21 protein-coding genes are annotated in these 20,763 nt (G+C 60.9%); 8 read left to right on the top strand and 13 right to left on the bottom strand.

Going from position 1 to position 20,763, the window contains the following annotated elements; genetic code table 11:
* Nucleotides 1–274 precede the first annotated feature (274 nt).
* The 9 genes from AU074_RS07080 to AU074_RS07040 form a co-directional block, all read right to left on the bottom strand.
* Complete coding sequence (locus AU074_RS07080) at nt 275–1,051, bottom strand: XRE family transcriptional regulator (RefSeq protein ID WP_076014109.1); 777 nt, start codon at nt 1,049–1,051, stop codon at nt 275–277.
* Nucleotides 1,052–1,264: 213 nt separating this feature from the next.
* Nucleotides 1,265–1,792 carry an inorganic diphosphatase gene (ppa, locus tag AU074_RS07075; protein WP_003176323.1) on the bottom strand — a complete coding sequence of 176 codons (528 nt, stop codon included), beginning with the start codon at nt 1,790–1,792 and terminating at the stop codon, nt 1,265–1,267.
* 93 nt (nt 1,793–1,885) lie between these two features.
* On the bottom strand, nt 1,886–2,716 hold the full coding sequence (locus AU074_RS07070) for a zinc-dependent peptidase (protein ID WP_076014108.1): 831 nt from the start codon (nt 2,714–2,716) through the stop codon (nt 1,886–1,888).
* 6 nt (nt 2,717–2,722) lie between these two features.
* On the bottom strand, nt 2,723–3,379 hold the full coding sequence (locus AU074_RS07065) for a DedA family protein (RefSeq protein ID WP_076014107.1): 657 nt from the start codon (nt 3,377–3,379) through the stop codon (nt 2,723–2,725).
* A gap of 240 nt (nt 3,380–3,619) precedes the next feature.
* Nucleotides 3,620–4,078, bottom strand: coding sequence for an N-acetyltransferase (locus AU074_RS07060; protein WP_076014106.1), 459 nt, complete (start codon nt 4,076–4,078; stop codon nt 3,620–3,622).
* Nucleotides 4,079–4,170: 92 nt separating this feature from the next.
* Nucleotides 4,171–5,019, bottom strand: coding sequence for an ethanolamine ammonia-lyase subunit EutC (gene eutC / locus AU074_RS07055; protein WP_076014105.1), 849 nt, complete (start codon nt 5,017–5,019; stop codon nt 4,171–4,173).
* The gene (locus AU074_RS07050) at nt 5,016–6,410 is read right to left on the bottom strand and encodes an ethanolamine ammonia-lyase subunit EutB (protein ID WP_003219393.1); all 1,395 of its coding nucleotides are present in this window, start codon (nt 6,408–6,410) and stop codon (nt 5,016–5,018) included. The genes eutC and AU074_RS07050 overlap by 4 nt, the downstream gene beginning before the upstream one ends.
* 64 nt (nt 6,411–6,474) lie before the next feature.
* Nucleotides 6,475–7,923: an ethanolamine permease gene (gene eat, locus AU074_RS07045; RefSeq protein ID WP_076014104.1), complete on the bottom strand. Its 1,449-nt coding sequence runs from the start codon at nt 7,921–7,923 to the stop codon at nt 6,475–6,477.
* A 205-nt stretch (nt 7,924–8,128) separates the two neighbouring features.
* A complete protein-coding gene (locus AU074_RS07040; protein ID WP_003219398.1) occupies nt 8,129–9,649 on the bottom strand; it encodes an aldehyde dehydrogenase family protein in 1,521 nt (506 codons plus the stop codon).
* 289 nt (nt 9,650–9,938) lie between these two features.
* Here AU074_RS07040 and AU074_RS07035 point away from each other — a divergent pair, with 289 nt between their 5' ends.
* The 4 genes from AU074_RS07035 (at nt 9,939) to AU074_RS07020 (ending at nt 14,157) form a co-directional block, all read left to right on the top strand.
* Nucleotides 9,939–11,843, top strand: coding sequence for a sigma-54-dependent Fis family transcriptional regulator (locus AU074_RS07035; RefSeq protein ID WP_076014103.1), 1,905 nt, complete (start codon nt 9,939–9,941; stop codon nt 11,841–11,843).
* Nucleotides 11,844–11,904: 61 nt separating this feature from the next.
* A complete protein-coding gene (gene mpl / locus AU074_RS07030; RefSeq protein ID WP_076014102.1) occupies nt 11,905–13,254 on the top strand; it encodes a UDP-N-acetylmuramate:L-alanyl-gamma-D-glutamyl-meso-diaminopimelate ligase in 1,350 nt (449 codons plus the stop codon).
* The gene (gene ubiX, locus AU074_RS07025; protein WP_003219402.1) at nt 13,251–13,880 is read left to right on the top strand and encodes a flavin prenyltransferase UbiX; all 630 of its coding nucleotides are present in this window, start codon (nt 13,251–13,253) and stop codon (nt 13,878–13,880) included. Before mpl ends, ubiX begins: the two co-directional genes overlap by 4 nt.
* On the top strand, nt 13,873–14,157 hold the full coding sequence (locus AU074_RS07020; RefSeq protein ID WP_076014101.1) for a YceK/YidQ family lipoprotein: 285 nt from the start codon (nt 13,873–13,875) through the stop codon (nt 14,155–14,157). Before ubiX ends, AU074_RS07020 begins: the two co-directional genes overlap by 8 nt.
* 148 nt (nt 14,158–14,305) lie before the next feature.
* Here the strand turns inward: AU074_RS07020 and AU074_RS07015 are convergent, their stop codons facing one another.
* From AU074_RS07015 to AU074_RS07005, 3 genes are all read right to left on the bottom strand, one after another.
* Nucleotides 14,306–14,947 carry an oxidoreductase gene (locus AU074_RS07015; RefSeq protein ID WP_076014100.1) on the bottom strand — a complete coding sequence of 214 codons (642 nt, stop codon included), beginning with the start codon at nt 14,945–14,947 and terminating at the stop codon, nt 14,306–14,308.
* A 28-nt stretch (nt 14,948–14,975) separates the two neighbouring features.
* The gene (locus AU074_RS07010; protein ID WP_076014099.1) at nt 14,976–16,694 is read right to left on the bottom strand and encodes a C13 family peptidase; all 1,719 of its coding nucleotides are present in this window, start codon (nt 16,692–16,694) and stop codon (nt 14,976–14,978) included.
* A gap of 102 nt (nt 16,695–16,796) precedes the next feature.
* A complete protein-coding gene (locus AU074_RS07005) occupies nt 16,797–17,252 on the bottom strand; it encodes a MaoC family dehydratase (protein ID WP_076014098.1) in 456 nt (151 codons plus the stop codon).
* A gap of 165 nt (nt 17,253–17,417) precedes the next feature.
* Here AU074_RS07005 and AU074_RS07000 point away from each other — a divergent pair, with 165 nt between their 5' ends.
* From AU074_RS07000 to AU074_RS06985, 4 genes are all read left to right on the top strand, one after another.
* Nucleotides 17,418–17,771 (top strand): CidA/LrgA family protein, encoded by a 354-nt coding sequence (locus tag AU074_RS07000; protein ID WP_017476261.1) that lies wholly within the window; start codon nt 17,418–17,420, stop codon nt 17,769–17,771.
* Nucleotides 17,768–18,484 carry an LrgB family protein gene (locus AU074_RS06995; protein ID WP_076014097.1) on the top strand — a complete coding sequence of 239 codons (717 nt, stop codon included), beginning with the start codon at nt 17,768–17,770 and terminating at the stop codon, nt 18,482–18,484. Before AU074_RS07000 ends, AU074_RS06995 begins: the two co-directional genes overlap by 4 nt.
* 22 nt (nt 18,485–18,506) lie before the next feature.
* A complete protein-coding gene (locus AU074_RS06990; RefSeq protein WP_076014096.1) occupies nt 18,507–19,097 on the top strand; it encodes an LON peptidase substrate-binding domain-containing protein in 591 nt (196 codons plus the stop codon).
* Between the two features lie 111 nt (nt 19,098–19,208).
* A complete protein-coding gene (locus AU074_RS06985; protein WP_076014095.1) occupies nt 19,209–19,415 on the top strand; it encodes a hypothetical protein in 207 nt (68 codons plus the stop codon).
* On the opposite strand, the gene AU074_RS06980 is transcribed toward AU074_RS06985, so the two are convergent.
* Complete coding sequence (locus AU074_RS06980; RefSeq protein ID WP_076014094.1) at nt 19,412–20,728, bottom strand: bifunctional DedA family/phosphatase PAP2 family protein; 1,317 nt, start codon at nt 20,726–20,728, stop codon at nt 19,412–19,414. The two genes, AU074_RS06985 and AU074_RS06980, sit on opposite strands and share 4 nt — an antisense overlap.
* Nucleotides 20,729–20,763 lie beyond the last annotated feature (35 nt).

The raw sequence follows: 20,763 nt of genomic DNA, 5'->3' as shown, positions 1-20,763 counted from the left end.
TGCCTTGGAGCGGTTGGCGCGTTCTCAAATAGCTCGATGCCTGGCAGGTGTAGTGCATTTCTTCCAGGCATTAAAAAGCCGGCTTGTGGCCGGCTTCTCGGGGACTGGTTCAGCTTATTTTTGGTAAACCTCACCAGCCTTCAAATCGTTCACCCAAACTCGCGCCCGGGTGATAAGGGGCATCAGCGGGAACTCCTCCGCATCGCCAGGCAGGGCGGACCGGCTTCACGCCAACCCCCTACCAAATGTGCGGCGGATAATACCCACATTCGCCTCAATTTCCCAGCTTCGGATCCGATTTAGAGCCTTCGTAGCCCAATAAATGCTCATCCAGCGGCACTGGTGGTCGGCGGTTATTCAGTGTCGCCCACCAGAACACCCAACCCAGAATCTCAAAGTTCTGCTCGTGCCGCTGTTCGTAGGTCAAAAACTCGTCCGGATGCTCTGCGCTGTTGTGGCTGCGCATCCGCAGGCCGCCTCCGGGGCGGTTGTAGAGGTATTTGATGCGCAGCATTCCGTCGTGCTCTACCGCGTAGATTTCGCCGTCGATGATCTGTTTGCGGCCACAGTCGATCGCGAGGGTACTTCCGTCCTGGATGATGTCGATCATGCTGTTGCCAACCATGTAGGCACCGAGTGCCCGCTCCGGGTTTACGCCGATGGTTTCAAGGGCGTGCAGGGAGAGGCGGATGCTTTCGGTTGAGGTGAAGGTGGGATGGAGGGGAATCTCCACATCGATTTTTACCGGGCCAGAGACCGGGTGGGTGATGTAGTTGCCGCTGTTTTCGCGGGCAATACGGTGTGAGACGTCTAAATCGGTTCCTTCCAGTAGGTAGTTAGCGGGTGGATGTTTGGGGCCTTCGCCTGTACGCAGCCATCGGCTGGTGACGCACAACAGTTCTGCGAACTCGTTGAGCCGGCCCATGGGGACGCCGCGTTTGAACCAGTTGTTTACGTGCTGAGGCGTAACATTGCGGTTCTTGGCGAAGTCGGAAGCGGAAAGATGAACTTCCCGTAATAGCGCTCTTAAGCGATCACCTGATGTATTCATAAACGCAGAGTTTACTGGCCGTAAAAATAGATCAAATAAACCATGCGTTGAGTTGCCGTATGTAGGTGTTTCCTTATTGAGGGAATGTTCTACCGGATAACTAAGCTAGTTAAACAGTAGCTGTAAATGTGTTTATTAAAATGCTCGGATGTTTATATTTTTCCCACAAAAAAAGCCCCGATTAATCGGGGCTTTTTTGAGCGTGTAGCGGTATCAGCCTTTGTAGGCAGCGACCGACTTCATGATCTCGGCGCGGGCGGCGTCTGCGTTGCCCCAACCGTCGATCTTCACCCATTTGCCTTTTTCGAGGTCTTTGTAGTTCTCGAAGAAGTGTTTGATCTGTTCCAGCAGCAGTGGCGGCAGATCGGTGTATTCCTTCACGTCGACATACAGCTGGGACAGCTTGTCGTGTGGTACTGCGATAACTTTGGCATCGCCGCCGCCATCGTCAGTCATGTTCAGGATGCCGACCGGGCGTGCGCGGATAACCGAGCCTGGGGTAACCGGGTAAGGGGTCACGACCAGCACGTCGAGGGGGTCACCGTCGTCTGCCAGGGTGTTAGGGATGAAACCGTAGTTGGCCGGGTAGAACATCGGGGTGGCCATGAAACGGTCAACGAACAGGCAGTCGCTGTCTTTGTCGATTTCGTATTTGATCGGCGCGTGGTTGGCCGGAATCTCGATGGCGACGTAGATGTCGTTCGGCAGGTCTTTGCCAGCCGGAATCTTGCTGTAGCTCATTGGGCGTTGCCCCCGTAGTTGGCCATGGAACATGGCCGGATTGGCCTAAAAGTGGCGGCGATTATAGGCATATTCTGACGCCGATGCCATGCGTCAGACGTCGTAGGACGCTTGGCGTTCAGTCTGATACCGCACGTCGCCGGCCTGCAGTTGGTGCAGGCGCGCCAGGGGATCCTGGCGGTAGAAGTGGCGCAGTTGTTCGTACACCTCTGGATAACTGCTGACCAGCAAATCCGGGGCACTGAAGAAATATTCGCTGGTAACGGCAAAGAACTCGGCCGGGTTTTCCGCGGCGTACGGGTCTATGAGCGTTTCGGCGTCCGGGTTGTGGTCCAGTTGACGGTTGAGGTCATCAAAGGCGCTTTGCATGACGCCGGCCCATTCCTGCACGCGCATGTCGTGGTGCAACGGCGGCAGGCCGTTGGCGTCGCCATTGAGCATGTCCAGCTTGTGGGCCAGTTCGTGGATCACCAGGTTGTAGCCTTCCCAGTTGCCGCTGGCCAGCACACCGGGCCAGGCGAGGATCACCGGGCCTTGCTGCCAGGCCTCGCCGCTGTGCTCGCCGTCCCACTCGTGTTCCACGCCGCTGGCGTCGCGATGGCGCTGGGGGCTGAGGAAGTCGTCGGGGTACAGCACGATCTCGTGGAAGCCCTGGTACCAGTCGAGGTCGCCGAGGTTCATCAGCGGCAGTTGTGCCTGGGCAGCGAGCAGCAGGCGTTGTTCCTGGTGCAGTTCGACGCCGGGCAGGGCGGTGAGGTGTTTTTCGGCGAGGAACACCACGCAGGCTTCCCGCAGCCACTGGTCTTGCTCAACGGTGATGCCGTCGAGGAAGGTCAAGTGGTGGCGCACCCGCTGCCACGTTTCATCGGCAATCGGGTGCTTGGCCAGCAGGCGCCGGCGACGCCAGGCGCTCAGGGACCACATCGCAGGTTACTGCGGCTTGGCTTCGGAGGACGAGCGGCCAAAGCGGCTGCGGAACACGCCGATGATCATCGGTACCAGCGACAGCAGGATGATGAACACCACCAGCAGCGACAGGTTTTTCTTGATGAACGGTACGTTGCCGAAGAAGTAGCCCAGTGTCACCAGGCCGCCGACCCACAGGATGGTGCCGAACACGCTGAAACCGAAGAAGCGCGGGTAAGGCATTTTCGCGATGCCGGCGACGAACGGTGCAAACGTGCGCAGGATCGGCAGGAAGCGCGCCAGGGTCACGGTTTTGCCGCCGTGCTTGTCGTAGAAGTCGTGGGTTTTTTGCAGATAGTCGCGGCGGAAGATTTTCGAGTTGGGGTTGCTGAACAAGCGTTCCCCGGCCGTTCGTCCGATCACGTAGTTGGTACTGTCACCCAGGATGGCCGCGAGCATCAGCAAACCGCCCAACAATACCGGGTCCATCCCACCGCCCGCGGCGATGGCGCCGGCAATAAACAGCAAGGAATCACCCGGCAGGAAGGGCATGACCACCAGGCCTGTTTCGCAAAAGATAACCAGGAACAGAATGGCGTATATCCACACTCCGTAGTTTCTCACCAGCATGTCGAGGTACACGTCGAGATGCAGGATAAGGTCGAGCGGGTTGAAATCCATGGATGGCACCTGTGTGAATGGCCTGGCTCAGCGGGCCTGTGCGGAGGCTTCGGGTAATAAGGGCTACAAGGTTGCGGCGTAATTCTTACGACCCTGAAAGGTCCGCATTATACGGATAGAGTCGTGAAAAGCGTGTTGGTTTTGTAGCGGGGGATGTCGCGACATCGATCTTATTCCAGGCACAGAGTCAGTGTGGGAGGGGCCTCCCACAACCGATGCATGAGCTTTGGTTAATAGATGTCAGTCATCGCTGATGGGCAGCACGTAGTTCTTGAACTCGGTGTCTTCCCGAAAACCGATGGACTCGTAGGTCTTCTGCGCCACCAGATTGTCGCTGCTGGTGGACACACGCAGGCGCACGGCGTGAGTTTCCTTGGCCATCTTCTTCGCGGTACGCATCAGGTTGTCGGCCACCAACTGACGGCGTGCGTCTTCGGCGACGTAGATGTCGTTGAGGATCCACACGCGCTTGAGGGACAGCGATGAAAAGCTTGGATACAGCTGGCAGAAACCGAGCAGTTTCTTGTCGTCATCGTCGGCCAACGCCAGATAGATCACGGATTCCTTGCGGCGCAGGCGTTTTTCCAGAAAGGCGCGGCTCGAATCAGGGAAAGGCAGCGCACCGTAGAACTCACGGTATTTGACGAAAAGCGGGGTCAACAGGTCCAGGTGTTCCAGGGTCGCTTGAGTAATCCGCATGCCAGGCCTCAACTTCCAAATGGGGTATGACCACACAAGCGGCCGTGTTTCGATGCTGCCTAAAGCGGAGAAAAAGCGCAATCGTGCAAGGATCAGTCCTTCGGCGGGCTGAGCAGGAAGTTGCCTTTCATCAGGTCGGGATCATCCGACTCGAGGGTTTGTACCTGGGCTTCATCCTTGAGGTTGACCCCCGATAACTGCCGGCGGCAGGCCTCACGCATCAAGTACAGCAAGCGGTGAGCGGCCATGCCGTAGCTCAAGCCCTCCAGGCGCACATTGGAGATGCAGTTGCGGTAGGCGTCGGTGAGGCCGACCTTGGGGTTGTAGGTGAAATACAGGCCCAGGCTGTCCGGCGAGCTGAGCCCCGGCCGCTCGCCGATCAGAATCACCACCATTTTCGCTCCCAGCAACTGGCCGACTTCATCTGCCACCGCCACGCGGCCCTGTTCCACCAGAATCACCGGCGACAGCGACCAACCCTCTGCGTGGGTTTGCTCTTCCATGCGTGTAAGAAACGGCAGCGTATGTTTATGCACCGCCAGCGCCGACAAACCGTCGGCCACTACCACCGCCAAGTCCACGCCGCCCGGGTTGGCTTCGGCGTAGTCCCGCAGGGCCTGGGCCGACTCATCACTCAGGCGCCGCCCAAGGTCCGGGCGTTGCAGGTAGCTGTGACGGTCGACGGCGGCGCTGTGCAGCAACAGGCTGTCGCGGCCGCGTTCGGCCAGTTGGCTGCTGAGTCCTACATGGTCAAACGGCAGGTGTACGGCGTCCCGCGCCTGGGCGTGGGCGAACTGGAAATCCAGCTGCGCACCGGTAGGAATGCTGGTGCCGGTACGGCCCAGGGCAATTCGCGCCGGGGTCAGGCGCCGCAGTTCCAGCCACGGGTTGTCCACGTTGTTTTCCGGGGTGTCGATGTGCACAGGCGGTTCCTTCTTCATCCCAGTTGCGCCAAGGCGTGGCGGAATGCCGGTGGCAGGCTGTTGCCGAAGTGCACCTTGCCGTCGGCTTGCGTGAAGATGCCCATTTTTGCCAGCCACTGTTCAAACTCCGGCGCTGGCTTTAAACCCAATGTTTGCCGGGCGTAGAGCGCGTCGTGGAACGAGGTGGTCTGGTAGTTGAGCATGATGTCGTCGGAGCCCGGGATGCCCATGATGAAGTTGATCCCGGCCACGCCCAGCAGCGTGAGCAGGGTGTCCATGTCGTCCTGGTCGGCTTCGGCATGGTTGGTGTAGCAGATGTCGCAGCCCATCGGCACGCCCAGCAGCTTGCCGCAGAAGTGATCTTCGAGGCCGGCCCGGATGATCTGCTTGCCGTTGTACAGGTACTCGGGGCCGATGAAGCCGACCACGGTGTTCACCAAAAACGGTTTGAAGTGCCGGGCTACGGCGTAGGCGCGGGTTTCGCAGGTTTGCTGGTCGACGCCAAAGTGCGCGTTGGCCGACAAGGCGCTGCCCTGGCCGGTTTCGAAATACATCAGGTTTTGCCCGAGGGTGCCGCGATTCAGGCTCAGGCCCGCGTCGTAGCCTTCCTGCAACACGCTCAGGCTGATGCCGAAACTGGCGTTGGCCGCCTCGGTGCCGGCGATCGACTGGAACACCAGGTCCAGCGGCACGCCACGGTTGATGGCTTCGATGGAGGTGGTGACGTGGGTCAGCACGCAGGCCTGGGTCGGAATTTCGTAGCGCTGGATGATCGCGTCGAGCATTTCCAGCATGGCGCAGATCGAGGCGATGCTGTCGGTGGCCGGGTTGATGCCGATCATCGCGTCGCCGTTACCGTAGAGCAGGCCGTCGAGAATGCTGGCGGCGATACCCGCCGGTTCATCGGTGGGATGGTTGGGTTGCAGGCGGGTGGACAGGCGCCCGCGCAGGCCCATGGTGCCGCGAAACTGTGTGACGACGCGGATCTTCTGCGCCACCAGTACCAGGTCCTGCACCCGCATGATCTTCGACACGGCGGCGGCCATTTCTGGTGTCAGCCCGGGCGCCAGGGCGCGCAGGCTTTGTTCGTCGGCCGCGTCGCTGAGCAGCCAATCCCGCAGGCCACCGACGGTCAGGTGGCTGACCACGGAAAACGCCTGTTTATCGTGGGTGTCGATAATCAGCCGGGTGACTTCGTCGCTTTCGTACGGGATCAGCACTTCTTCAAGAAAGTGCTTCAGCGGAATATTGGCCAGGGCCATTTGCGCCGCGACCCGCTCACCGTCGTTTTGCGCGGCAACACCGGCGAGGAAATCCCCGGAGCGCGCCGGGCTGGCCTTGGCCATCACGTCCTTGAGGCTGTCGAAGCGGTAGGTCAATGCACCGACCGCGTGGGAAAAGCTTGCCATACAGAGTCTCCTTTTCGGCGCGGGCAGAATGTGAGTAAAGCGCCCGCACCGAGGTTTACGGCGTTTAGTGCAAGGCGGCCTCTGCGGCCTGGATCGCCGCAAATTCTTCTTCCGGCGTGCCTGCTACCAAGTGATGCCGACTGTAGAAAGCAAAGTAAGCAATTAATACTCCATAGATGATCGCGGCGCCAATCACCACGCGCGGATCCACCAGAAAGCCCGCCACAACAGCGATGCAGGCCAGTACCAGAGCGACGCCCGAGGTGAAGATGCCGCCCGGTGTGCGGTAAGGACGGTCCATTTTGGGGCGGCGGATGCGCAAGGTGATGTGTGCGGCCATCATCAGCACGTAGGAAATGGTCGCGCCGAACACGGCCACCAGGATCAGCAAATCACCCTGGCCGGTCAGCGACAGGCCAAACCCGATGATGCCGGGGATCACCAGGGCCAGGACCGGTGCCTTGCTTTTGTTGGTCTGCGACAGCTTGCGCGGCAGGTAGCCGGCGCGGGACAGGGCGAAGATCTGCCGAGAGTAGGCGTAGATGATCGAGAAAAAACTCGCGATCAGCCCGGCCAGGCCCACCAGATTGACGAAGTGGCTCATCCACGTGGAACCGCCATAGGCTTTGGACAAGGCTTCCACCAGCGGATTGCCCGATGCCATCAGTGCATAGGCGCCAGCACCGCCGGGCGCGATGACCAGGATCAGCAGGGCGAAGCTGGTCAGCACCACAATGGCACCGATCAGGCCGCGGGGCAGGTCACGTTTCGGGTTCTTGGTTTCTTCGGCGGCCAGCGGCACGCCTTCGACCGCCAGGAAGAACCAGATTGCATAGGGAATCGCTGCCCACACGCCGACATACCCGAATGGCAGGAAGGTGCTGGCGCCCTTGGCCTCGGTCACCGGAATATCCAGCAGGTTGGCGACATTGAAGTGCGGCACCATCGCCACCAGGAACACGCCCAGGGCAATGGCCGCGACGGCGGTAATCACAAACATCAGCTTCAACGCTTCACCCACACCAAAGATGTGGATGCCGATAAAGATGATGTAGAACGCCAGGTAGATCATCCAGCCGCCAATGCCGAACAGCGACTCGCAATAGGCGCCGATAAACACTGCGATGGCGGCGGGGGCGATGGCGTATTCGATAAGGATCGCGGTGCCGGTGAGGAATCCGCCCCAGGGGCCGAACGCGCTGCGGGCAAAGCCGTAGCCGCCGCCGGCGGTAGGAATCATGGAAGACAGTTCGGCCAGGGAGAAACACATGCACAGGTACATGGTGGCCATCAGCAGTGTGGCGAGGAACATGCCGCCCCAGCCGCCCTGGGCCAGGCCGAAGTTCCAGCCGGCGTAGTCGCCGGAGATCACGTAGGCAACCCCGAGACCGACCAGCAGCACCCAGCCGGCAGCGCCTTTTTTCAGTTCCCGTTGTTGGAAGTATTCGTTGCCGACCTTTTCAAAGTCGACGGAAGACCCGGACGCCGGAGCGCCATTCGGTTCGCTAGGCATGATGGAATCCCTTTCTTATTGTTTTGTCCCGGCTTACTTAAGTAAGCCGAATGAGTAGCAAGGTCTTGTGAAGATCAAGTGTGGGAGCGGGCTTGCTCGCGAATGCGGTGGGTCAGTTCAAAATTCAGTCACTGATACACCGCATTCGCGAGCAAGCCCGCTCCCACATTTTTATTGCATTTCAAATGTGGGAGCGGGTTGTGAGTTAGAAGAAGCCCAGCGGATTGATGTCGTAGCTCACCAGCAGGTTTTTGGTCTGCTGATAGTGATCAAGCATCATCTTGTGAGTCTCACGCCCCACACCGGACTTCTTGTAACCGCCAAACGCGGCATGCGCCGGGTACAGGTGATAGCAGTTGGTCCACACGCGCCCGGCCTTGATCGCCCGGCCCATGCGGTAGGCGCGGTTGATGTCGCGGGTCCACAGGCCGGCACCCAGGCCGAACTCGGTGTCGTTGGCGATCGCCAGGGCTTCGGCTTCATCCTTGAACGTGGTGATGCTCACCACCGGGCCAAAGATTTCTTCCTGGAACACCCGCATCTTGTTGGTGCCCTTGAGCAGTGTCGGCTGGATGTAATAGCCGGTGGCCAAATCGCCGGTCAGCTTCTCGACCTTGCCGCCGGTCAGCAACTCGGCGCCTTCGCCCTTGGCAATTTCGAGGTACGACAGGATCTTGTCGAACTGCTGCTCGGACGCCTGGGCGCCGACCATGGTGTCGGTGTCCAGCGGGTCGCCACGTTTGATCGACTCGACCTTCTTCATCACCACTTTCATGAAATCGTCATAGATCGACTCTTCCACCAGCGCGCGGGAAGGGCAGGTGCAGACTTCACCCTGGTTGAAGAACGCCAGCACCAAACCTTCGGCGGCTTTCTCGATGAATTGCGGTTCGGCTTTCATGATGTCGGCGAAGAAGATGTTCGGCGACTTGCCGCCCAGTTCAACGGTGGACGGAATGATGTTCTCGGCGGCCGCATGCATGATGTGCGAGCCCACTGGTGTGGAGCCGGTAAAGGCGATCTTGGCAATGCGCTTGCTGGTGGCCAGGGCTTCGCCGGCTTCTTTGCCGTAGCCGTGCACCACGTTCAGTACGCCCGGCGGCAGCAGGTCGCCGATCAGTTCCATCAGCACGTTGATGCCCAGCGGGGTTTGCTCGGCGGGTTTGAGCACCACGCAGTTACCGGCAGCCAGGGCTGGCGCGAGTTTCCAGGCGGCCATCAGCAGCGGGAAGTTCCACGGGATGATCTGGCCGACCACGCCCAGCGGCTCGTGGAAGTGATAGGCGGCGGTGTGTTCGTTGATTTCGGCGCTGCTGCCTTCCTGGGCGCGGATGCAGCCGGCGAAGTAGCGGAAGTGGTCAGCGGCCAGCGGGATGTCGGCGTTCAGGGTTTCGCGCACGGCCTTGCCGTTGTCCCAGGTTTCGGTGATGGCTAGCAGTTCGAGGTTCTGTTCGATGCGGTCGGCGATTTTCAGCAGCACCAGCGAGCGGTCCTGAGCCGAGGTTTTGCCCCAGGCGTCAGCGGCGGCGTGGGCGGCGTCCAGGGCCTTGTCGATGTCTTTGGCCGTGGAGCGCGGGAATTCGGCGATGGGCTTGCCGTTGACCGGCGAGGTGTTGGTGAAATAGTTGCCATCGACCGGCGCGACAAATTCACCGCCGATGTAGTTGCCGTACTTGGCCTTGAACGAAACGATAGCGCCTTCAGTACCGGGGTGTGCGTAACGCATGGTGGGTATCTCCTGGCTTTTTGTGTTTATTGGAGGACGCACGGTTGTGCTTGTTAAAGCGTAGAGCAAAGGTCGGGCCAGTGCCTTGCGGGCCCCGCAAATCAAGGGTTTTGAGGTTGTTGCAAGCCGTTGCTGTGACAGGCTTGGTACAGCCAGGGTGACAGTTTGTGCCACAAACGGTACAGCCTGTGACCCATGGGTCTGGTCGGGATTGCAATGGTCGGGGTGCTGGAGGATGCTGGGCATTCGCGCGCGGTGGTGTAGCTCACGCAGGGAGAATAATAAAAACATGCAAAACGATCATTTCAGTCGTCATGCCCAGCAAGTCCTGACGGTCACCCGTGGTCAGGACCCTTTGCACGGCCCCGGCAGCGATCCGTCCATCGCCCGCTCCTGGCTGCGTTGCCTGGAGGACTATCACCTCGACCCCGCGCTGACGGTTGCGCCCACGGTGCTCGAACATGGCCGCCTGCTGGAAAGCCGCGAGCGCCTGCAACAAGTGCTGAGCATCGCCGGCAGTGAAATGAACAGCCTGCATCAACAGTTATCCGGCGCCGGCCATGCCGTGCTGCTGACCGATGCCCGTGGGGTGATCCTCAACTGCGTCACCGCCCCAAGCGAGCGCAAGATTTTCGAGCGTGCCGGGCTGTGGCTGGGCGCCGACTGGAGCGAGGCTTGCGAAGGCACCAACGGCATCGGCACCTGCCTGGTGGAGCGCCAGTCCCTGACGATTCATCGCGATGAACACTTCCGCGGCCGGCATACCGGCCTGACCTGCTCGGCCAGCCCGGTGTTCGACCCCCATGGCGAGCTGCTGGCGGTGCTGGATGTGTCCTCGGCCCGGGAAGCGGTGTCGCGTCAGAGCCAATTCCACACCATGGCGCTGGTCAATCTTTCGGCGAAGATGATCGAGAGCTGTTACTTCCTGCGGCATTTTGAGCACCACTGGTTGCTGCGCTTTCATTTGCAGGCCGAGTCTGTGGGGCTGTTCAGCGAAGGGTTGCTGGCGTTCGATGGCGAAGGGCGCATTTGCGCGGTCAACCAGAGTGCGTTGAACCTGCTCGGGCAGATCCGTGGCGGCCTGTTGGGCCAGCCGGTGGAGGCGTTTTTCGATTGCTCCCTGGACGAGTTGCTCGGACGTGCCAGCGCGAATGCCAGCGCCAGTTGGCCGCTGCGTACCCGCGATGGCCGTGGGTTGTTCGCGGTGTTGCGCGGCCAGCCCCGCAGCGTACCGGTGCCAGCTCCACAGCCCTTGCCCGAACGGCCCCGGTTGCCGGGCATTTGCCTGGGCGATGCGGCGCTGCAAAACGATTTCCGCAAGGCGTTGCGTGTGTTCGAACGCGACGTGCCTTTACTGATCAATGGCGAAACCGGCTCCGGTAAGGAGGCGTTTGCCAAGGCGGTGCACCATGCCAGCCTCCGGGCGGATAAAGCCTTTATCGCCCTGAACTGCGCGGCCATCCCGGAAAGCCTGATCGAGAGCGAGCTGTTCGGCTATCGCGGCGGCAGTTTCACCGGCGCCCGCAAGGAAGGCATGCGCGGCAAGCTGCAACATGCGGATGGTGGTACGTTGTTCCTGGATGAAATCGGCGATATGCCCCTCGCTTTGCAAACGCGCCTGCTAAGGGTTTTGGAAGACCGACTCGTCGTGCCCATCGGCGGCGAGCCGCAAGCGGTGAACGTTAGAATCATCAGCGCCACCCACCGTAATTTACTGGAGCGGGTAGAGGACGGCAGTTTTCGCGAAGACCTGTACTACCGGCTGAACGGCCTGGAAATCGCCCTGCCGCCGTTGCGTGAGCGCAGCGATAAGTCGCAACTGCTCGACTTCCTGTTGGCTGAGGAGACGGGCGACCAGCCGGTGTTGCTCGACGGCCCTGCGCGTCAGGCACTGTTGGCATTTGCCTGGCCGGGCAATGTGCGGCAGTTGCGCACGGTGCTGCGCACGTTGGCGGCATTGTGTGACGATGGACGGATTGGGCTTGAGGACCTGCCGGCGGTCATTCGCCAGGCGCGCCCGCAGCCTGCAGTAGTGGAGGACCGTTCGGATTCGCCCTTGGACGATGCAGAGCGCCTGGCGCTGCTCAGTGCCTTGGAGCAACAGCGCTGGCACATGAGCCATACCGCAGAGCAACTGGGGGTTAGCCGCAACACCTTGTATAGAAAGCTGCGTAAACACGGGATCGCCCGTTAGCTAAAGAGTGCGAATTTTCCCACCCTACGCTAACCTGCCTCGATGTTTTACGAGGTCGACTATGCACATTCATATTCTCGGTATTTGCGGCACGTTCATGGGCTCTATGGCGGTTCTCGCCAAAGAACTGGGCCATCATGTTACTGGCTCCGATGCCAACGTTTACCCTCCCATGAGCACGCAGCTGCAGGCTCAGGGCATTGAGCTGACCCAAGGCTACGACCCGTCGCAGTTCGACCCGGTCCCGGACCTGGTGGTGATCGGCAATGCCATGAGCCGCGGTAACCCGGCGGTCGAGTACGTACTGAATAAAGGTTTGCCTTACGTGTCTGGCCCGCAATGGCTGGCAGACCACGTGTTGCAAGGCCGTTGGGTGCTGGCGGTTGCCGGAACCCACGGCAAGACCACCACCAGCAGCATGCTGGCCTGGGTGCTGGAGCACGCGGGCATGAGCCCGGGCTTCCTGATCGGCGGCGTGCCACAGAACTTCTCGGTGTCGGCGCGCCTGGGCGATACCCCGTTCTTTGTCATCGAAGCCGATGAGTACGACAGCGCATTCTTCGACAAGCGCTCCAAGTTCGTTCACTACCGCCCGCGCACGGCGATCCTGAATAACCTGGAGTTCGATCACGCTGACATCTTCCCTGATCTGGCGGCCATCGAGCGGCAGTTCCATCACTTGGTGCGCACTATCCCAAGCGAAGGCCTGGTGATTCACCCGACTACCGAACCGGCCTTGCAGCGCGTGATCGAGATGGGCTGCTGGACCCCGGTACAAACCACCGGCGCGGGCGGCCAATGGCAGGTCAAACTGCTGAGTGAAGACGGCTCAAAATTTGAAGTGCTGTTCGAAGGCGTCGCCCAAGGCGTCGTCGATTGGGGCATGACAGGCCAACACAACGTCGCCAACGCCTTGGTTACCCTGGCGGCTGCGCGGCATGTCGGGGTGGTGCCATCCATGGGCATCGCTGCCTTGAGCGCATTCAAAAGCGTCAAGCGCCGTATGGAAAAGGTCGCCGAAGTGAATGGGATTACCATCTACGACGACTTTGCCCACCACCCGACGGCCATCGCCACCACCCTGGATGGCCTGCGCAAACGCGTGGGTGGCGCCCAGGTCATTGCGATTATCGAACCACGCTCCAACTCCATGAAGCTGGGCGCCCACCGTGATGGTTTGCCGGAAAGCGTGAACGATGCAGACCAGGCTGTGTGGTATGCACCGGCCAACCTCGGCTGGGACTTGCCCGCCATCGCCGCGCTGTGCACGGTGCCGTCGATTTGCTGCGACTCACTGGAAGGCATCATTGAGCACGTGAAACACCAGGCCAAGCCCGGCACTCACGTGGTGATCATGAGCAACGGCGGCTTCGGCGGCCTGCACGGCAAACTCGCCGAGGCCCTGAAGTGAGCGGCCCGGAACGCGTCACCCTGGCGATGACCGGCGCATCGGGCGCGCCCTATGGCTTGCGCCTGCTGGACTGCCTGGTGCGCGAAGACCGCGAGGTGCACTTCCTGATCTCCAAGGCGGCGCAATTGGTGCTGGCCACCGAGACCGATGTCGCGTTGCCGCCCAAGGTGCAGATGATGCAGGCCTTCCTCACCGAGTACACCGGTGCGGCGGCGGGGCAGATCAAGGTCTATGGCAAGGAAGACTGGATGTCGCCGGTGGCTTCGGGTTCCGGCGCACCGGCTGCGATGGTGGTGGTGCCGTGTTCCACCGGGACCCTGTCGGCGATTGCCACGGGGGCCTGCAACAACCTGATTGAGCGCGCAGCGGATGTGACCTTGAAGGAGCGCCGCCAGTTGATTCTGGTGCCGCGCGAGGCGCCGTATTCGAGCATCCATCTGGAACACATGCTCAAGCTATCAAACATGGGCGTGACCATCCTGCCGGCGTCGCCGGGCTTTTATCACCAGCCGCAAACCATCGATGACCTGGTGGATTTTGTGGTGGCGCGGATTCTCAACCTGCTGAACATTCCCCAGGACATGCTGCCGCGCTGGGGCGAGCACCATTTGAGCAGTGATGAATAAATTATTGATGGTGTTGCTGGCGGCTCAGCTGACGGGGTGCGCGACTGCGCGCACGCTGGACGCGGCGCAACCCGGGGCGCCGGTGGTGTATGCCGGGACGCGTCTGGATTTGTATGCGATTCAAGGTGGGTGTTGCGCGATGGACCGCTTTGGGGCCGAGGCGCCGAGCTATCCCCATGTCGACCTGCCGGCCAGCGCGTTGCTCGATACGTTGCTGTTGCCGTTGTCGGTGCTGACGGTGTTGGGGGTTGGGTTTAACGCGACGGGCGGCCTGTAGTACAAAATATCAGGAACACCCTATACCTAATGTGGGAGCGGGCTTGCTCGCGAATGCACAGTGTCAGTCAATACATCAGTGACTGATCTACCGCATTCGCGAGCAAGCCCGCTCCCACATTTGGATTGTGTACGCCCTGGAATACGGGTTACTTGCCGAGCTTGCGCAACTCATCCGACTCCACAACCCGCACCCCGTCCTGCTCTTCCAGCGCCAGCCGCCACATCGCGCGTGCCAGTTCGCACACTTCAATGCCGTGGTACTTGCCCGGAATCAGTCGCGACAATGGCCCGGCCAGTTGCTCGGCCAAGCGTGGCTCCAACCGCTCACCCAGCAACAGCGAAGGCCGCACGATGGTCAACTGCGGCCAATCCTGAGCCTTCAGCGCCTGTTCCATTTCGCCCTTGACCCGGTTGTAGAAGATCGAGGATTTCGGATCGGCGCCAATTGCGCTGATCACGATCAGGTGCCGTGCGCCCAGTTCCCGGGCGCGCTTGGCAAAGGCTACAACCATGTCCAGGTCGACGGCGCGGAAGGCTGCTTCGGACCCGGCCTGTTTGATGGTGGTGCCCAGGCAGCAGAAGGCGATGTCCACCTGGCCGCTCAGTTGTGGCAGGAATACTTTCGGGTCGCCCACTGGGTTTTCGAGGTGTGGATGCTCGGCCAACGGCTTGCGGCTGGGTGCCAGCACGCGGGTCACTGTCGGCTCGTTGAGCAGGCGGTCCAGCAGGTGTTCCCCGGTCAGGCCGGAGGCTCCGGCGAGCAATATATGCTGAGGCGTCAGGTACATGATGTTTCCCCCTAGATACAGATTCAGCTTAGTTGCTCTTGGCTTCCTTGCTATTCATTGAGACGCTTTCCAACGCTTTTCGTGCCTGCTGTTTTCGTAATAATTGCCAATGGGCAATCACGCCTTTGGGGGCCCAGATCTGCGGCTCGGAGGCTTCGAAGTTGTCCGCCTGTTCGCGTTCGGCCACGTGGGTTTGCGCCAGTTTGAAGGCTTGCTGCAAGTCGTCGGTCTGGTTGAAGGCCTGGGCGAAGAGGGCGTCGCCGAAGTAGGTGAAGTCGGCCTCTTCGGAACAGCCGAACGACACGCGGTCGGCCCGTGAGGCGGTCATGATCAGGGTGTGTTCGTCTTTCAGCGCCGGGATGAACCCGCCGGAGTAGCAGGCCGAAATCACGATGATCTTGTCGCGGTTCTTCAGCGGTTCCAGCACGGCGGCCAACTCATCGGCCGGCAGGTCGGCCAACTCCATGCGTGGCTGGTCGAGCACCAGTTCGTGTTCGTGGGTGCCGTGGCTGGTCAGGTAGATGAACACCAGGTCTTCCGGGCCACTGCGTTCGGCCAGGGTCTGAACCGAGCGGCGCAGGCTTTCGCGAGTGGCCATGGGGCGGTCGGCAATATGGTCGCGGTGGTTCACCAGGCGGATCTGGCCGTAGGCGCCGAAGCGGGTGGCGAGCATGTTGCTGACGTAGTCGGCTTCACGCAGGAACACGCTCTGCTTGCCGTCGCCGGCCACCACCAGGGTGTACAGCTCCACCGCCTTGGTGGAGGCTGGCACGGCGGCGAGGGCAGCATCGAGCAAACGGCCCTGGGCCAGCAGGCCGGTTTCCAACGGGTCGGGTAATAACTTGCCGTCGGCGTCGCGCACGCGCATGCCGTTGACCCAGGTGCCGGCCTGTACGGTGCCATCGGTGAGCACCAGGGTTCCACGCCCTTGATAGCTGTCGCTGTCAAAGCCGCCGATATAGAAGCTGCCGTCGGTGAGGTTCAGGCGGCCTGGGCCGGTGAAGCGCCAGTCAACGAATTGACCGACATAGTGGCTGCCGTCGACGCCGATCAGTTCGCCCTTGCCGCTGAGGGCGCCTTCCTTGAACTCGCCGATCCATACGTCGCCGTCGGCGTTCTCATAACGTCCCTTGCCGTTGAGCTGGTTCTGTTTGAAGTGGCCGATGTACATGTCGCCTTCGGCACTGTTGAAGGTGCCGTTGCCCTCCAACTGGCCATCGACGAAGCGGCCGCTGAACTGGTTGCCGCTGTCGTCGTTACGCTGGCCTTCGCCGTTGGGCTTGCCGTGGGCGAACTGGCCCTGGTACTGGCTGCCGTCGGCCAGCTCGAGGCGGCCGAGGCCGGAATACTGGTCGTCCTTGAATTCGCCGCGATAGGTCATCTGCCCTTCTTTGAGGGTGCCTTCGCCGTTGCGTTTGCCTTGCTTGAACCCGCCGACGTAGCTGTTGCCCGCAGTGGTCAGGCTGCCCTGGCCGTCGAACAGGCCTTGCTGGAACTGGCCTTTATAGACTTCGCCATTGCTGCCATGCCACTCACCCTGGCCGTGCCATTGGCCTTTATCAAACTGGCCGGCGTACCAGCTGCCGTTGGGGTAATCCACTCGGCCCTGGCCTTGCAGCAAGCCATTGACCACATCGCCACGGTAACGACCGCCATCGGGCAGCCGCGCATCGGGCGGCAACAGCGATTCGCCGTCGCCGCACGCGGTGAGCAACAGGACAAGAGCAAGGGGGGCGAGTGGGCGCATAACGGGATCCGGATAATTGAGCGCCGAGTATGCCGCAGCTGCGAGGTCTATACATAAATTTACATGAATTGTGGTGAGCGGTCGGGCCCACCACAGCCAGGCTCAGACGAAGCAGAGTGACAACGACTCGGCTATATACGCGGGTTTTTCCTGGCCATCGATTTCCAGGGTACAGGTAGCTTTAAGTAGCCATTGCCCAGGCTTTTTCTCGGTGGCGTCGGTCAGGGTCACGGCCAGGCGCACTTTGGAGTCCACCTTCACCGGCTGGATGAAGCGCACACTGTCCAGGCCATAGTTGACTGCCATTTTCAGGCCTTCTGGCATGATCAGGATGTCTTCGATCAGCTTGGGTATCAGCGACAGCGACAGGAAACCGTGGGCGATGGTGCCGCCGAACGGCGTCTGGGCGGCTTTCACCGGGTCGACGTGGATGAACTGAAAATCGCCGGTGGCTTCCGCGAACAGGTTGATGCGCTCCTGGTCGATGGTGAGCCATGCGGAACGTCCCAGTTCCTTGCCGACATAATCCTTGAGTTGCTCTACGGGTACTGAGGGCATTGCGACTCTCCTTGGTTCATCATGTTGTGTTTTTGGACAGGTCCAGAGAACCAATGTAGATCATCACGGGCACTTGGCCCGGTCAACCCACCATGCTTTTGGCGAATGCCGCTCCATAGAGGCAGCGTGCTTATAATGCCGACACGCTTTTGGGGGGAAGAACGGATGCTGTTACGCGGTCTGACATGGCTGGTGCTGTTTCAATTGCTCGGCACGGCGATCAATCATTTGTTTGTCCCGGTGTTGCCGGGGCCGATTATTGGCCTGCTGCTGATGCTGGCATTTCTGGTGTGGCGCGGCGAAGTCGGTGAACCCCTGAGCCTGGCCGCCAGCAGCCTGCTGCGCTACCTGCCGTTGCTGCTGGTGCCGCCGGCGGTAGGCGTGATGGTGTATGCCAAGGATATCGCCGCCGACTTTTGGGCCATCGTCGGCGCGTTAGTGTTGTCGCTGGTGATCGCCATGGGTTTTGTCGGCGTGTTGATGCAGCAGATGGTCAAGCGCAAGGAGAAGGACCAATGATCTTCGACTGGCACGGCGCGTGGTCGGCGGTCATTCATCACCCGCTGTTCGGCATCGGCATCACCCTCGGCGCCTATCAGCTGGTGCTGGCTGGCTTCGAGAAAACCCGCTGGATTTTCCTGCAGCCGGTGCTGGTGTCGATGCTGCTGGTGATCGGCGTGTTGCTCAGCTGCGGCCTGACCTACGTCGAGTACCGCAAAAGCACCGAGATCATGAGCATCCTGCTGGGCCCGGCAACGGTAGCCCTGGCGGTGCCGCTTTACCTGAATCTGCGACGGATTCGCCAATTGTTCTGGCCGATTTTTACTACGCTGGTAGTGGGAGGCGTATTGGCCACCGGTCTGTGCGTGCTGTTGGGCTGGTGGTTTGGTGCCGAACACATGATGCTGATGACCATGGCGCCCAAGTCCGTGACCTCACCGATTGCGATGCTGGTGGCCGAGCAGATCGGTGGCGTGGCGGCATTGGCGGCGGTGTTTGTGCTGATCACCGGGGTGATCGGCGCGATGATCGGGCCGGCGTATTTGTCGCGCCTGGGCGTGCACAGCCCCGAGGCGCGCGGCATGGCGCTGGGCATGACCGCCCACGCGGTGGGTACCTCGGTGGCTTTGCAGGAAAGCGAAGAGACCGGCGCCTTTGCGGCGCTGGCCATGAGTTTGATGGGCGTGGCCACGGCGGTGTTCTTGCCGTTGGCCGTGTCGCTGGTTATTTAAGTCGGGTTTAAGGAAACCTTTTATGAGTCTGGCGCTTTTCCCGCTCAATACCGTGCTGTTTCCCGGGTGCACCCTCGACCTGCAATTGTTCGAGGTGCGTTACCTGGACATGATCAGCCGCTGCATGAAAAAGGGCGAAAGCTTTGGCGTGGTGTGCATCCTCGACGGCAAGGAAGTCGGGCTGGCGCCGGATGGCTACGCGTTGATTGGCTGCGAAGCGCTGATTCGCGACTTCAAGCAGCAGGACAATGGCCTGCTGGGGATTCGGGTCGAGGGCGGTCGGCGTTTCCGCGTACGTGACGCCGGTGTGCAGAAGGACCAACTGCTGGTGGCTGAGGTGCAGTGGCTGGACGAACACCCCGAGCAGCCGTTGGAAGAGGAAGACGCCGACTTGCTCGCGCTGCTCCATGCCCTGGCTGAGCACCCGATGGTCGCCTCCCTGGACATGGGGACCCATGCCGATGGCCAGCAGGCCTTGGGCAATCAGCTGGCGTATCTGCTGCCCTTTACCGAGGCCGACAAGATCGACCTGCTGCAACTCGATGACCCGCAACAGCGTCTGGACGCGATCCAGCTGTTGCTGGATGAATTGCAGGGCGAGCTGTTCACCTGACCCGCGAGTGCCACTCGGATTTATCCTTCCCTGTCTTCAGATTTTCCGTCGTTGCCCTGATCTCGTTGCCTGAAATAGTTGGCAATCACGTAACGATGATCAGGGGGAAGGATGATTCAGCTTTCGCAATCGGAGCAGGTCGTATGGGATGCCTTTTTTATAGCCATCACGACACAGATACTGCAGATGGACGATGGTCGCGGTGCGGAAGACATCGCCGAACGCGCCGCGCATATAGCTGACGAAATGTTTCTGGAGCGGCGCGAGCGCAGCGTCGAACGTCGCGCTGCTCCCGTGGATTGGCTGGGGCCTGCTTAATAGGCGTACCTGAGCAGCGCGTGAGAGGTGCCGGTAAACGCAATAAACGCGAGCAACGCGCCACACACGGGCAAGATCAACCACCAGACTCTCGGCGGCATTGCTGGTAATAGGCTGCGCTGCTGGCTGAAGTGCAGGCTGAAGGCACAGACCGTCATCGCCAACAGGGTGCCGGCCAGGATGTCCGTCGGCCAGTGCGCTCCCAGGTACACCCGGGAAATCGCAATGGTCGCTGCAGGAATGCAGCCGAGCACCAGCCAGGTCAGGCGCAGGCGGGTCGGTTGACCACGGCCGGCCAGCACCGCCAACGCCAGGAAGAATGCAAACGAGCCGGATGCATGGCCGCTGGGCATGCTGAAACTGGTGAGCGGATCGGTCAGCACTTCGGGGCGCATCCGCGCAAAAAACAGTTTGGTGCCGGTATTGATCAGCGCAGCGCCCAGCAGGGTGGCGCCGACAAAGATTGCCTGGCGCCATTGCCGCGCCACGACCAGCAGGCCGGTCAATACGGCACTGGCCACAAACATCTTCTTGAACTCGCCGAGCTGGGTCACCATCACCATGGCTCTATCGATCGCCGGGCCGCGGTGTTCCTGCACCAGCGCCATCAAGCCCTGGTCAAAGTCGTTCAGGTAGTGATAGCCGATAAACAACGCAATCAGCAGTGTGCCGCCGATGCAGCCAATCCACAGGGTGGCGCGCCGGTGGCCGCGCAGGCTGGTGTTGAGGCTCACGCCGATCAGCACCGCCAGGCAGGCGGCGACAATCCCGGCTTCTGGCCAGAAGCCCTCGGGCAATGGCAGACGGAAGGCCGCGCCGGTGGCCCAACCCGGCAGCAGATACGCCACCGACCATCCCGCGCCGGCCAGCAGGCTCACGGCAACAAAGCGTGGGAAGGGCATGTCACACATGCCCGCGACCATCGGCAACATCGGCCGCAGCGGACCAATGAAGCGTCCTACCAGCAGGCTCGCGATGCCGTACTTGTGGAAGTAAGCCTCAGCGCCGCTCATCCATTCAGGGTGATGCCGCAGGCCGGGCAGGCGCCGGATGTTCTGGTGGAAATGGCGACCGAGGAAGTAGGAAGCAACATCACCCAGCATGCCGCCGAGGAAGCCCAGCAACAGGGTTTCCCCCAAGGACAGTGCTCCGCTGCCGGCCAGTGCGGCGATGGCAAACAGCAACACCGTGCCCGGTACGATCAGGCCGGCAATGGCCAGGCACTCCACGCACGCCACGATAAATACCGCCACGGCGAGCCATTGCGGGTTTAGGGTCAGCCAGCCGGTAATGCCATCGAGCCATGGGCCCATACAATCAAACTCCCTTTGTGAATATTGCCCCCTCT

Origin of the sequence: Pseudomonas sp. ATCC PTA-122608 (genome assembly GCF_001952855.1) — a bacterium.
Lineage (GTDB): Bacteria > Pseudomonadota > Gammaproteobacteria > Pseudomonadales > Pseudomonadaceae > Aquipseudomonas.
This window is presented reverse-complemented; position numbering and strand designations above follow the sequence as displayed.